Raw genomic sequence first — 13811 nt, 5'->3', positions numbered from 1 at the left:
AGCCTATGCGGGAAGGCCGGGGCGGTCGAGGCCGCCGGGCGACAGCGTGAAGATCTCGCAGCCGTCGGCGGTGACGCCGACGGTATGCTCGTATTGGGCGGAGAGGGAACGGTCGCGCGTGACCGCCGTCCAGCCGTCGGACAGCACCTTCACATGCGGGCGGCCAAGATTGATCATCGGCTCGATGGTGAAGATCATGCCCTCCTTCATTTCCGGGCCTTCATTGGCGCGGCCGTAATGCAGGATGTTCGGGGCGTCGTGGAAGAGCCGGCCGACGCCGTGGCCGCAGAAGTCGCGCACGACGGAGCAGCGCTCGGCTTCCGCATAGGCCTGGATCGCCTCGCCGATGGCGCCGGTGCGCGCACCGGGCCTGACGGCGGCGATGCCGCGCATCAGGCATTCATGGGTGACTTCGAGCAGCCGTTCGGCGGCGCGCTTGATCTCGCCGACCGGATACATGCGGCTCGAATCGCCGTGCCAGCCGTCGAGGATATAGGTGACGTCGATATTGACGATGTCGCCCTCGCGCAGCGGCTTGTCGTTCGGGATGCCGTGGCAGACGACGTGGTTGATCGAGGTGCAGGTGGACCGCGTATAGCCGCGGTAGTTCAGCGTCGCGGGCAGGGCGCCGTGATCCATGCCGAATTCGAAGACGAAGCGGTCGATGACGTCAGTGGCGACGCCCGGCTTGACCAGCGGATAGAGCTCGTCGAGGCAGCGGGCCGTAAGCTGGCAGGCCTTGCGCATGCCGGCAAAGGCGTCCGCATCGTAGAGGCGGATCACGCCCGTGTTCTTCAGCGGCGCGGAGGTCGCGTCGATATACGTCACCATGGTCGAACTTTCACTCGTCTTTGTCGTACCGTCATAAAACAGCGACACCGGGTTCGTCCATGGCGATCGATGCCACAGGCCGGATTTGCCCGGGTGTAACGGCACATTTGACCGCATAGGCCTCGACGCCGCGCGAAAGCGCGCGGCGGAAGCCGCCGGCATAGATGGGGTCGAGGTCGGCGCAGATGCGGAAGAGATCGCAGTCCTCGCGCTGGATGAGATAGAGCATGACGGCGCGGAAGCCGGCCTCGGCCATGTCGCCCAGCTCTTCGAGATGCTTTGCGCCGCGCGCCGTCACCGTATCGGGAAACTCGGCAAGGCCGGGCGTACGGCGGAAATGCACGTTCTTCACCTCGACATAGGCCGGTGGGCGGGCATCGCCGGAAAGCAGGATGTCGATGCGGGAATTGCGGCCGTATTTCCTTTCCCGCTCCAGCACCGGATAGCTGCCGAGATCGGCGACGAGGCCGGCAAGGATCGCTTCCTCCGCCAGCCGATTCGGCAGGCCCGTATTGATGCCGACGACGGTGTCGTCCGCTTCCACCAGTTCGAGGCGGTGGCGGTGCTTGCGCGTCGGGCTGTCGCTTTCCGACATCCAGATGCGCGAGCCGGGCGCGGTCAGCCCGCGCATCGAGCCGGTATTGGGGCAGGAGCCGGTGATCGCCGTCCCGTCGTCGAGGATGGCGTCGAAGAGGAAGCGCTTGTAGCGTTGCACGAGCGTGCCGGAAACGAGCGGCGGATCGAACTTCATGGGACGTCAGGCACGCACGCGCACATAGGAACCGGGGGCTTCCTCGATGGAGTTCATGGTGCCGCCGGTCTTGCGGGCCGGCACCAGGCGGTCGTCCTCGGCCTTGATCCATTCGTGCCAGTGCGGCCACCAGGAGCCGGGGGTCTCGTCGGCCTTCTTCACCCAGTCCTCGAATTCGCCCTTGACCGGGCCGCCGGTCCAGAACTGGTATTTCATCTTGTCGGGCGGATTGACGACGCCGGCGATATGGCCGGAGCCGGCCATCACATAGGTGACCTTGCCGCCGAAATACTTGCTACCCACGAAGACCGATTTCGCCGGGGCGATATGGTCCTCCCTGGTGGCGAGGTTATAGATGGGGATCTTTACGTCCTTCAGCGAAACCTTCTCGCCGGCCAGCACCATTTCGCCCTTGGAGAGGGTGTTGTTGAGATAACAATTCCTCAGGTAGAACGAATGGTTGGCGGCGGGCATTCGCGTGGAATCTGAATTCCAATAGAGAAGGTCGAAGGGCATCGGCTCCTGGCCCTTCAGGTAGTTGTTGACGAAATAGGGCCAGATCAGCTCGGAGGCGCGCAGCATGTTGAAGGCGGTCGCCATCTTGGAGCCGTCGAGATAGCCCGTCGCCTTCATGCCGCGCTCGATGGCATCGATCTGGTCCTCGTCGGCGAAGACCTTGAGGTCGCCGGCAAAGGTGAAATCGACCTGGGTAGTGAAGAGCGTCGCGGTGCGGATGCGTCTGTCGCCTTCCCTCGCATGCAGCGCCAGCGTCGCGGCGAGCAGCGTGCCGCCGACGCAGTAGCCGATGGCGTTGACCTCGTCCTCGCCGGTCGCCTGCTTGATCGTGTCCAGCGCGAAGCCGACGCCTTCGCGGGCATAGGCTTCCCAGCCTTTGTCCGCATGGCGCTCGTCCGGGTTCACCCAGGAGATGACGAAGACCGTATGGCCCTGGTCGACCGCCCATTTGATGAAGGATTTCGCCGGGTTGAGGTCGAGGATGTAGAACTTGTTGATCCAGGGCGGGCAGATGAGGAGCGGGCGCTTCAGCACCTTGTCCGTCGTCGCGTCGTACTGGATGACCTGGCAGACGTCGCTCTGCGCCAGCACCTTGCCCGGCGTCAGTGCCATGTTCTCGCCGATGGCGAACTTGCTGGTATCCGTCTGGCGCAGCTTGAGATCGCCCCGGCCGGCGGCGATATCCTCGGCCAGCATCTTCATGCCGCGCACGAGGTTCGCCCCGTTGGTGGCGACCGTCTCGCGGTAGAGCTGCGGATTGGTGGTGATGAAGTTGGAGGGTGAGATGGCGCTGGCGATCTGCTTCACATAGAAGCCGGCCTTGTGGCGGGTGTGCTCGTCGAGCCCCTCGGCATCGGTCACCAGCTTCTCCGCCCAGTCGGACGTCACGAAATAGACCTGCCGCAGGAAATCGAAGAACGGGTTCTTCACCCAGTCCTCGTCGGAGAAGCGCTTGTCCTTGCCGTGCGGATCGGGCGCGTCCTCGACCTCGTTGCCGCCGAGCTTGCTGAGCGTGCGCGACCAGATGTTGAAGTAGCTGCCGAGCAGCATGGTCTGCGCTTCGAGCGTGCGGCGCGGGTCCGCCAGCCAGTATTCGGAGACCCTGGAGAGCGTCTTGACCATGTCGACCATCGGCTCGGCGACGGTGTCGACCTTCTCGCCGGTCTCGCGCGGGGCAAGCCAGGCGGAGGCGGCCTTGCCGAGCTGTTCGACGGTTCGGGCGAGATTGACCGTCAGCGCCTCGGGATCCTTGACGATGTAGGGCTCGATCGCGGCGGGGTCGAAGGGCTGGAAACCGGGCTTGTCGCCAGCCGCATCGCGTTCGCCCGCTTTGCTGTCCTCGGCCATGGCTTCCTCCCGATTGTATTGTTACTTTTGTATTTTTACATTCTCTGCGAAACAGATTACAAGGGCCTGACAGCCTTTCGCCGCAAGATCGGGAACCCGTCGTTTCGACAGGAGCATACAGCCACATGGCTTTCGAATTCAGGCGCTTCCGCGCCGTTCTTCTCTTGGCCGCCGTGCCGGCGGCTCTGGCCGCCTGCGCCTCGTCGGAAGCGCCCTCCACGGTCAATGCCGGTGCGAACCGCGCGGCCGTCTATCCCGACATCACCGCCATCGTCAGCGCCGAGACGCAGCAGATGAGCGACGAGGAGGCGGCCAGCTACAGCGCCAGCCTGACCGCGCTGACCAATCGCCGCAGGGCGGGGACGATCTCGGAAGCCGAATATCGCCGGCAGCTTGCCGAATTGCAGGCGCTGCGCGACAGCCACGGCAAGGCGACGCTCGCCGAGATTGAAGGCAAGAAATAGCGCTTGCCTTTCTTGCCGTTTGGCAGCAAAGCGAAAGACGGCCATTTGGCCGCCGGCGCGGGCGGAGCGCCTTCATTTCGAACGCTTTCGCCCTTACTCGGTACTTGAAACGCGCGGAGTTTTGCGTCGTCCGGCAAGGCCGCCGGAGGGGCTCCGCGCTCAACGGGGTAAAAGATGGAAGAGTTTCACAAGGTCCGGCGTCTGCCGCCATATGTTTTCGAACAGGTCAACCGTTTGAAAGCAAGCGCGCGAGCGGGCGGCGCCGACATCATCGACCTTGGCATGGGCAACCCCGACCTGCCGACGCCGAAGGCCATCGTCGACAAGCTCTGCGAGGTGGTCCAGGATCCGCGCACGCACCGTTATTCCTCCTCCAAGGGCATTCCGGGCCTTCGCCGCGCGCAGGCCGCCTATTACGCCCGCCGCTTCGGTGTGAAGCTGAACCCGGAGACGCAGGTCGTCGCGACGCTGGGCTCCAAGGAAGGCTTCGCCAACATGGCGCAGGCGATCACCGCGCCGGGCGACGTCATCCTCTGCCCGAACCCGACCTATCCGATCCACGCCTTCGGCTTCCTGATGACCGGCGGGGTCATCCGCTCCATCCCGGTCGAGCCGGACGAGAGCTTCTTCCCGCCGCTCGAGCGCGCCGTGCGCCACTCGATCCCGAAGCCGCTCGCGCTGATCCTCAACTATCCGTCGAACCCGACGGCCCAGGTCGCCACGCTCGATTTCTACAAAGACGTCATCGCCTTTGCGAAGAAGCACGACATCATCGTGCTCTCCGACCTTGCCTATTCGGAAATCTACTTCGACGACACGCCGCCGCCGTCCGTGCTGGAAGTGCCGGGCGCGATGGACATCACCGTCGAATTCACCTCCATGTCGAAGACCTTCTCCATGCCCGGCTGGCGCATGGGCTTTGCCGTCGGCAACGAGCGCCTGATCGCCGCGCTGACCCGCGTGAAGTCCTACCTCGATTACGGCGCCTTCACGCCGATCCAGGTGGCCGCGACCCATGCGCTGAACGGCGACGGCTCGGATATCGCGGAAGTGCGCAACGTCTACAAGCGCCGCCGCGACGTGATGGTCGAGACCTTCGGCAAGGCCGGCTTCGAAGTGCCGCCGCCGGCGGCGACCATGTTCGCCTGGGCGAAGATCCCGGAAAAGTTCCGCCATCTCGGCTCGCTGGAATTCTCCAAGCTGCTCGTCGAGAAGGCGGATGTCGCCGTCGCTCCCGGCGTCGGCTTCGGGGAGCTCGGCGACGATTACGTCCGCCTCGCGCTGGTCGAGAACGAGCACCGCATCCGCCAGGCTGCGCGCAATATTAAGAAGTTCCTTTCCACGGCCGACGAGACGATGCACAACGTCATCTCGCTGAACGCCCATCGCTAATGAAATCCGCCCTCCGCGTTCAGCGGAGGGCTTTTCCAGAACTCATAGGACATGACCATGGCTGATGCCCTGAAGATCGGCATTGCGGGCTTGGGGACCGTTGGTGCCTCGCTCGCGAAGATTCTCGTCGAACGCAGGGACATGCTTGAGACGACGTGCGGCCGGCCGATCGAGATCGTCGCCGTCACCGCACGCAGCAAGGGCCGCGATCGCGGCGTCGATCTCTCCGCTGCCGAATGGTTCGACGATCCGGTCGCGCTCGCCCGCGAGGCGAAGATCGACGTCTTCGTGGAACTGATGGGCGGGGCGGGTGATCCGGCCCTTGCCGCCGTCAAGGCGGCGCTGTCGCGCGGCGTCCATGTCGTGACGGCCAACAAGGCGCTGCTCGCCGCGCACGGCGTCGAGCTTGCCGGCATCGCCGAGAAGCACGGCTCGCTCCTCAACTACGAGGCGGCGGTCGCCGGCGGCATCCCGGTCATCAAGGCGCTGCGCGAATCCCTGACGGGCAACACCATTTCCCGCGTCTACGGGATCATGAACGGCACCTGCAACTACATCCTGACCAAGATGGAGAAGGAGGGGCTTTCCTTCGAGGCATGCCTCAAGGAAGCCCAGCGTCTCGGCTATGCCGAAGCCGACCCCGCCTTCGACATCGAGGGCAACGACACGGCGCACAAGCTGTCGATCCTGACGACGCTCGCCTTCGGCACGAGGATTTCGGCCGACGACATCTATCTCGAAGGCATCACCAACATCTCCATCGACGATATCCGCGCCGCCGCCGATCTCGGCTATCGCATCAAGCTGCTCGGCGTCGCGCAGAAAACCGATACGGGCGTCGAACAGCGCGTGCATCCGACCATGGTGCCGCTCGACAGCGTCATCGCGCAGGTGGATGGCGTGACGAACGCCGTCGCCATCGAATCGGACATTCTCGGCGAGCTGCTGATGGTCGGCCCCGGCGCGGGCGGCAATGCCACGGCCTCGGCCGTGCTCGGCGACATCGCCGACATCGCCAAGAGCCGCCCCGGCGCGCAGACCGTGCCGGCGCTCGGCCGCCCGGCGGCGGCGCTCGCCCCCTACAAGCGCGCGCAGATCCGCAAGCACCACGGCGGCTACTTCATCCGTCTCTCGGTGGAGGACCGCACGGGCGTCTTCGCCAGCATCGCGCGGCACATGGCGGAGAACGGCATCTCGCTGGAATCCATCGTCCAGCGCGCGCAGTCGACGGCCGAATCGACCGATCCGAAGACGATCATTCTCGTCACTCACGCGACGATGGAGGATTCCGTCCGCAAGGCCGTCGCCTCCATCAAGAGCGAGGGCTATCTTGTCGGCGAGCCGCAGGTGATCCGCATCGAGCGGCCGAAGGCGGCCTGATTTTCGCGTCTTCGGCAAGGCGTGGTATCGGGTCGTTGATGAACCTCGCCACACCCACTGTCGTCATCCTCGGCCTTGAGCCGAGGATCCATCCTCCGGGAAGGCGGGTGGATGCTCGGGTCAGGCCAGAGCATGACGAAGGAGAGGTTGACGCGACTTTGCCTGCAGTTTGGTTGCCGGAGCCGCCATGAGCATGTTGGAAAACGCAGATCCCGTCAGCCGGGCCTTCCTCGGCGTCGAGCGCTCGGCGACCGGGCAGCGCTGGGTGGCGCGGCTCGACCAGGCGGGGGAAAACCGCGCGCTGGCGATGAGCCAGACCCATGGCCTGCCGGACCTCATCTGCCGCGTCCTGTCGGGACGCGGCGTCGCCTTCGAGAGCGCGCTGGAGTTCCTCGATCCGACGCTCCGCCGGCTGATGCCGGAACCCTACGGCCTGATGGATTGCGAGGCGGCGACGGAACGGCTGGCGCGCGCGGTCGAGCGTGGCGAGCGCGTGGCGATCTTCGGCGACTACGACGTCGACGGTGCGGCCTCCTCGGCGCTGCTCTACCGGTTCCTCGCGCATTTCGGCGTGCCGGCGGAAATCTACATTCCCGACCGCATCTTCGAGGGCTACGGCCCGAACCCGAACGCCATCGGCCAGCTTATCGACCGCGGCGCGCAACTGATCGTCACGGTCGACTGCGGCTCGACGAGCCACGAATCGCTCGCCGTCGCGCGCGAGCGCGGCATCGACGTCGTCGTCATCGACCACCACCAGGTCGGTGTGGACCTGCCGCCTGCCGTGGCGCTGGTCAATCCCAATCGCGAGGATGACCTGTCGGGGCAGGGGCATCTGTCCGCCGCCGGCGTCGTCTTCCTTGTTCTGGTGGCGCTCCAGCGGCTGCTGCGCCAGCGCGGCGACACGCGCGCGGGAAGCTTCGATCTGCTCTCCATGCTCGATCTCGTTGCGCTCTCGACGGTCTGCGACGTCGTTCCGCTGAAGGGGCTGAACCGCGCCTATGTGGTCAAGGGCCTCGTCGCCGCGCGCCATCTCGGCAATGCCGGCCTGACGGCGCTGCTCAAGCAGGCCGGCATCGGCGGGCCGGTGACGCCCTATCATCTCGGCTTCCTCGTCGGCCCGCGCATCAATGCCGGCGGACGCATCGGCGATGCCGCCCTTGGCAGCCGCCTCCTGACCATCGACGAGCCGGGCGAGGCCGAGCGAATCGCAAAGCAGCTCGACGAGCTCAACCGCGAGCGGCAGGCCATGGAAGTCGCCATGCTCGCCGAGGCCGAGGCCGAGGCGCAGGCGGAATACGGTACCGGCGAAAGCGCCGCGGTGATCCTGACGGCCCGCGAGGGCTGGCATCCCGGCGTCGTCGGCCTGCTCGCCTCGCGGCTGAAGGACCGCTTCCGCCGCCCGGCCTTCGCCATCGCCTTCGACCCCTCGGGCAAGGGCACCGGCTCCGGCCGCTCGATCAGCGGCTTCGATCTCGGCCGCATGGTGCGCGCTGCCGTGGAGGAGGGCATCCTCGTCAAGGGCGGCGGCCATGCCATGGCGGCGGGCCTGACGGTGGAGCGGAGCAATCTCGGCCGGCTGCGCAGCTTCTTCGAGGAGCGCGCGGAGCGTGCCGTGCGCGAACTGGTGGCCGTGGAGACGCTGAAGATCGACGGTGCGCTCAGCGCCAGCGGCGCAACGCTCGCGCTCGCCGACCAGCTCGAACAGGCTGGCCCCTATGGCTCCGGCCATCCGCAGCCGATCTTCGCGCTGCCGGCGCATCGCGTGCGCGACGTGCGCCCCGTCGGCGTCAATCATCTGCGCGTCAGCCTCGAAGGCCCCGACGGCGGACGGCTCGACGCCATGGCCTTCCGCGCCGCGGAAGCCGATCTCGGCCTCTTCCTGATGAAGGAGCGCGGGCAGGCGGTGCATCTGGCCGGCACGCTTTCCGCCGATAGCTGGCAGGGCAACCGGCGCATCCAGTTCCGCGTGATCGACGCCGCCAAGGCGTTCTGACCGGCTTGCCGGTCGATGACGCATTCAGGAAAACGGGTGAGGGCGGTTTCCGGCCCGGCAGGCCTGCCGCCTGACGGCGGGCCGCGGCGCAACCCCGCGATCCGGTTGCCGATTTCATCGCGCATCCGCTATTCCCGGTGCACGGGCCCGCATGAACGACAATATCCGATCGCGACATGCAAACGGTTTTCCGGATTTTCATGTGATTGATTTTATCGATTAATTATCCCGATTACGGCACCTTGCCGGCCGCCGGGCCGCTGCTGATACTGCGCTGCATCGAAAACGTTTTACGGTTGAAGAAGCATGGCGCAGGCTGCGGACGCTCTAATCGATAGTGCAAATGATGGAATCGCCCGCTTGATCGTCGAGCACCGCAAGGGGCATGGCCTTGCCCGGCCGTTCTACCAGGATCCGGAGATATACCGGCGCGATATGGAGCGGGTCTTTCGCCGCCACTGGCACTGTCTCGCCCATGAGAGCGTCATTCCAGAGGTCAATGACTTCGAGGTCTTCCGCATCGATACCGAGCAGGTGATTCTCACGCGCGCGCCGGATGGGTCGGTTCATGCGATGCTCAACGTCTGTCGCCACCGCGGCGCGGAGGTCTGCACGAAACAGAAGGGCAATGCGCGGGTCTTCGTCTGTCCGTACCATGCCTGGACCTACGGCAACGATGGCAGCCTCAAGGCGGCCCGGCTGATGCCGAAGGATTTCAGGCGCGAGGACCACGGGCTGAAGACGCTGCATGTCCGCGTCGTCGAAGGGCTCGTCTTCATCTCCTTCGCCGAAGAGCCGCTCGACTTTTCCGAGGTGGAGAACCTGCTGCACGCGACCTGCGGCCAATACGGCTGGGCGGGTGCCAGGGTCGCGCATCGCGAGACCTATCCGGTCGCCGCCAACTGGAAGCTGGCGGTGGAGAACTATGTGGAATGCTACCATTGCGGCCCCGCGCATCCGGAATATTCGCAGACCCATGCGCTGGAACAGCCATTGCACATGATCGAGGCGCTGAACGAGGCGATGGAGGCGCGCACCTGCGCGCTCGGCATCGAGGTCGGCTCCGGCAATCACTGGCAGACCTCGCGCGAGGGCCGCGAGGCGATCCATGCCTTCCGCTATGCGCTCTATGACGGCGTGCAGAGCGGCAGCGAGGACGGCAGGGCGGTCGCGCCATTGATGGGCCGATTCACCGATTTCGACGGCGGGGTCACCTCCATCCATCTTGGCGGCACGACATTCCTCGTCTGCTATCCCGACCACGGCATGATCTATCGCTTCATCCCGAAGACGGCGGAAAGCTGCGAGATGGAACTGATCTGGCTGGTCGACGGCAATGCGCAGGAGGGCAGGGACTACGATCTCGGGAAGCTCACCTGGCTCTGGAAGGTCACGACGGCGGAGGACAAGGCGATCATCGAGCACACCGCCCGCGGCGTGCAGTCGCACTATTTCGTGCCCGGCCCCATCGCGCCGATGGAGCACAACGAACTGCGCTACATCGAGTGGTATCTCGACGAGATCGGCCGCGCGTGAGAGCGGTGCTCCGCGATCAGTAAAATAAATAAAGACATAAAGATTTCTTTATATCTGTTGACAATCCCTCCGTTATGATCAGAACTGTGCCCCGTCATGGTTCCCTGGAGCGGCATTATCCGTCCCAGGGCTAAGAGGGAATCCGGTGCGTCGATCCGTCGGCAATGCCGGGGCTGCCCCCGCAACTGTAAACGGCGAGCCGCTGTCCACCGATGTCACTGAGGCCAAGGCCTTGGGAAGACGGACAGGGTGACGACCCGTGAGCCAGGAGACCTGCCAAGACGAAATAACGTCCACGGGCGGGGTGTCCCGGTGGTTGCTGCAGTTCGCCTGAAACGGCGATGCCTGCTCGCGTCCGCTTTACCCATGCCCCCTGAAACCTATGGGGTATGTCAATGTCCAAGCAAACTCTCCCGGTCGCCTCCCTCGGCTTCCCGCGCATCGGTCGCCACCGCGAGCTGAAATTCGCTCTCGAAGGCCACTGGGCCGGCAGGATCGCCGAAAGCGACCTTCTCGAAACGGCCCGCAGGCTGCGCGCCGAAAACTGGGCGCTCCAGCGCGACCAGGGCATCACGAAGATTCCCTCCAACGATTTCTCCCTCTACGACCATGTGCTCGACACGGCCGTGATGGTCGGCGCAATCCCGGCCGCCTACGGCTGGACGGGCGGCGAGGTGCCGCTGTCGATCTACTTCGCGATGGCGCGCGGCAGTCAGGGCGACGGCCGCGCCGACTGCGGCCATGCGCACCACGCGCAGGGCGTGCCGGCGCTCGAAATGACCAAGTGGTTCGACACGAACTATCACTACATGGTCCCTGAGGTCGGCGAGGATCAGGCCTTCACGCTCACCGCGCAGAAGCCGGTCGATCATTTCCTGGAGGCCAAGGCGCTCGGCATTCATACGCGCCCGGTCGTGCTCGGTCCGGTGACCTTCCTCAAGCTCTCGAAGGCCCGGCCCTCGACCTTCAAGCCGCTCGATCTCCTGGCAAGGCTGCTGCCGGTCTACGAGGAGCTCTTCCGCCGGCTGGAGGCCGCCGGCGCCGACTGGGTGCAGGTCGACGAACCCGTCCTGGCGCTCGACCTGACGGAAGGCGAGCGCCATGCCTTCAAGCTCGCCTATGAGGCGCTTGCCAGGTCCGCGCCGGGCCTGAAGGTGATGCTGGCGACCTATTTCGGCGCGCTGGCCGACAATCTGGAAGCGGTCGCCGCGCTCCCCGTCGCCGGTCTCCACGTCGATCTGGTGCGAGCGCCGGAGCAACTCGAACCCGTCGCAAAGGCGATGGGGGCCGATCGGGTCCTGTCGCTCGGCGTCATCGACGGGCGCAACATCTGGAAGGCGGACCTTGCGGCGATCCTTGGCCGGCTGGCGCCGGTCGTTTCCGCGCGCGCCGCGGGTGCGGTCGAGGTTGCCGCCTCATGCCCGCTGCTGCATGTGCCGATCGACCTCGAACTGGAAACGGCGCTCGATGCGGACCTCAAGTCCTGGCTTTCCTTTGCCACGCAGAAGCTGGGCGAGCTTTCGGCGATCGGCAGGGGGCTCGCCGAAGGGGAGGACGCGGTGAGGCAGGCTGTCGATGGTGCATCGAGGGCCATCGCCGCCCGCGCCGCCTCGCTGAAGGTGACCGACCCGCTCGTCCAGGGCCGCATCGCCGGCATCGACGAGGGCATGAAGGCGCGCGGCAGCGCATTCGAAACGCGCCGCAAGGTCCAGGCGGCGGCGATCCGGCTGCCGCTCTTCCCGACGACGACGATCGGCTCCTTCCCGCAGACGGGCGACGTCCGCAAGGCCCGTTCCGCCCATGCCAAGGGCGCGCTCAGCTACAAGGACTACGAGGCGTTCCTGCAGAAGGAAACGGAAGCGGCGATCCGCTGGCAGGAGGAGATCGGCCTCGACGTGCTGGTGCACGGCGAATTCGAGCGCAACGACATGGTGCAGTATTTCGGCGAGCAGCTCGCGGGCTTCGCCTTCACGCAGCATGCCTGGGTGCAGAGCTACGGTTCGCGCTATGTCCGCCCGCCGATCATCTTCGGCGACGTCTCGCGGCCGAACCCGATGACGGTGCGCTGGTGGCAATATGCGCAGTCGCTGACCGGAAAGCCGGTCAAGGGCATGCTGACCGGCCCGGTGACGATCCTCAACTGGTCGTTCGTTCGCGACGACATTCCGCGCAGCGAGACCTGCCGGCAGATCGCGCTCGCCATCCGCGACGAGGTGGTCGACCTTGAAAAGGCCGGCGCTAAGATGATCCAGATCGACGAGGCGGCGCTGCGCGAGGGCCTGCCGCTCCGCCACCGGGACTGGCAGCACTACCTCGGCTGGGCGGTCGAATGCTTCCGCCTGTGCGCCAGCGGTGTCGCGGACGTAACGCAGATCCACACCCACATGTGCTACTCGGAGTTCAACGACATCATCTCGGCCATCGCCGCCATGGATGCCGACGTCATCTCCATCGAGACGTCGCGCTCGAAGATGGAACTGCTCGATGCGTTCCGCGATTTCGACTATCCGAATGAGATCGGTCCCGGCGTCTACGACATCCACTCGCCGCGCGTGCCCGACGTGGGTGAGATGACCGGCCTCCTGTCGCTCGCCCGCAAGCGCCTTCACGATCGCCAGCTCTGGGTCAATCCCGATTGCGGCCTGAAGACCCGCAAGTGGGACGAGGTCCGGCCGGCGCTCGTCAACATGGTGGCCGCGGCCGGCGAACTGCGCAAGGTAGCGCAGTGAGCGCGGGCGAACAGACCTTCGCGGCGCCGGGAGAAATCCCGGCGCCGTCGAGCCGCCTGCTGGACCTCGTCTTTCCCGGCGACACCAACCACCACGGCACGCTTTTCGGCGGGGCGGGGCTCGCGCTGATGGACCGCATCGCCTTCATCGCCGCGACCCGCCATGGGCGCGTCCCCTTCGTGACGGCGTCCTGCGACCGCGTCGATTTCCAGGCGCCGGCCCGCGTCGGGGAACTGGTCGAGTTCCTGGCGCGCGTGACGCGCGTCGGACGCAAGTCCATGACGGTGGAGGTGGAGATGATCGCCGAAGGCCTCGTCAGCGGCGAACGGCGGCTGTGCACCCGCGGCAGCTTCAGCATGGTGGCCGTTCCCGAAGGCAAGGCGCCGGACTGGCATCTGCCGCCCCTTTCCGCGGCGTATGAGGAGTTGGCTCCCGGCCTGCGCGCGAGCGACATCGTCTTTGCCGACCAGGCGAACAGCTTCGGCCGCATGTTCGGCGGCGAGGCGCTTGCCGCCATGACCAAGGCGGCCTTCATCGCCGCCACGCGGCACGGCCGGAAAATCACGGTGCTCGCCGCGTCCGAGCGGGTCGATTTCCGTGCGCCGGTGGCCGTGGGATCGATCGTCGACACGGTCGCGACGGTGGTGCGCGTCGGGCGCAGCTCGATGACCGTGGCGGTCGAGCTCTGGTCGGAGGACCTGATGAGCGGAAGCCGCGCCCTGACCGCGACCGGCCGCTTCGTCATGGTCGCGGTCGATGAAAGGGACCGCCCGGTTCCGGTTGTCCGCCACGATGGCGGTCCGGCATAGGCGGGGCTTTTCGCCTGTGTCGTTACGGGCACCGCGGATGTCGCATTCCCGATGGTCCTT

10 protein-coding genes and 1 riboswitch are annotated in these 13811 nt (G+C 65.8%); of the genes, 7 read left to right on the top strand and 3 right to left on the bottom strand.

The annotated features are described in order from the left end of the window. Positions 1–3: 3 nt before the first annotated feature. Genes map through L0976_RS18775 form a run of 3 tightly spaced genes read right to left on the bottom strand, consistent with a single transcriptional unit; the run spans position 4 to position 3445 of the window. Complete coding sequence (gene map, locus L0976_RS18785) at positions 4–831, bottom strand: type I methionyl aminopeptidase (protein WP_203318795.1); 828 nt, start codon at positions 829–831, stop codon at positions 4–6. Positions 832–862: 31 nt separating this feature from the next. Then, on the bottom strand, positions 863–1582 hold the full coding sequence (gene sfsA, locus L0976_RS18780) for a DNA/RNA nuclease SfsA (protein ID WP_234188787.1): 720 nt from the start codon (positions 1580–1582) through the stop codon (positions 863–865). Positions 1583–1588: 6 nt separating this feature from the next. Then, complete coding sequence (locus L0976_RS18775) at positions 1589–3445, bottom strand: alpha/beta hydrolase (protein WP_234188785.1); 1857 nt, start codon at positions 3443–3445, stop codon at positions 1589–1591. A 125-nt stretch (positions 3446–3570) separates the two neighbouring features. Here L0976_RS18775 and L0976_RS18770 point away from each other — a divergent pair, with 125 nt between their 5' ends. The 7 genes from L0976_RS18770 (at position 3571) to L0976_RS18740 (ending at position 13751) form a co-directional block, all read left to right on the top strand. Continuing rightward, positions 3571–3909 (top strand): SHOCT domain-containing protein, encoded by a 339-nt coding sequence (locus L0976_RS18770; protein WP_203318798.1) that lies wholly within the window; start codon positions 3571–3573, stop codon positions 3907–3909. A gap of 174 nt (positions 3910–4083) precedes the next feature. Continuing rightward, complete coding sequence (locus L0976_RS18765; RefSeq protein WP_203318799.1) at positions 4084–5301, top strand: LL-diaminopimelate aminotransferase; 1218 nt, start codon at positions 4084–4086, stop codon at positions 5299–5301. Positions 5302–5358: 57 nt separating this feature from the next. Continuing rightward, the gene (locus L0976_RS18760) at positions 5359–6681 is read left to right on the top strand and encodes a homoserine dehydrogenase (protein ID WP_203318800.1); all 1323 of its coding nucleotides are present in this window, start codon (positions 5359–5361) and stop codon (positions 6679–6681) included. Between the two features lie 187 nt (positions 6682–6868). Beyond that, the gene (gene recJ / locus L0976_RS18755) at positions 6869–8677 is read left to right on the top strand and encodes a single-stranded-DNA-specific exonuclease RecJ (RefSeq protein WP_234188784.1); all 1809 of its coding nucleotides are present in this window, start codon (positions 6869–6871) and stop codon (positions 8675–8677) included. 306 nt (positions 8678–8983) lie between these two features. Next, positions 8984–10213 (top strand): aromatic ring-hydroxylating dioxygenase subunit alpha, encoded by a 1230-nt coding sequence (locus L0976_RS18750; RefSeq protein ID WP_370643716.1) that lies wholly within the window; start codon positions 8984–8986, stop codon positions 10211–10213. A gap of 80 nt (positions 10214–10293) precedes the next feature. Beyond that, a riboswitch (cobalamin riboswitch) is annotated at positions 10294–10509 on the top strand. Positions 10510–10608: 99 nt separating this feature from the next. Continuing rightward, entirely contained in the window at positions 10609–12942 is a 2334-nt protein-coding gene (gene metE / locus L0976_RS18745; RefSeq protein WP_234188782.1) for a 5-methyltetrahydropteroyltriglutamate--homocysteine S-methyltransferase, read from the top strand. After that, on the top strand, positions 12939–13751 hold the full coding sequence (locus L0976_RS18740) for an acyl-CoA thioesterase (RefSeq protein ID WP_233290746.1): 813 nt from the start codon (positions 12939–12941) through the stop codon (positions 13749–13751). The genes metE and L0976_RS18740 overlap by 4 nt, the downstream gene beginning before the upstream one ends. The last annotated feature ends 60 nt before the right edge of the window (positions 13752–13811 follow it).

The sequence above is a fragment of the Shinella sp. NM-101 genome, from assembly GCF_021401195.1.
Taxonomy (GTDB): domain Bacteria; phylum Pseudomonadota; class Alphaproteobacteria; order Rhizobiales; family Rhizobiaceae; genus Shinella.
The sequence above is the reverse complement of the archived record's forward strand: the minus strand, read 5'-3'. Positions and strand labels throughout refer to the sequence as shown.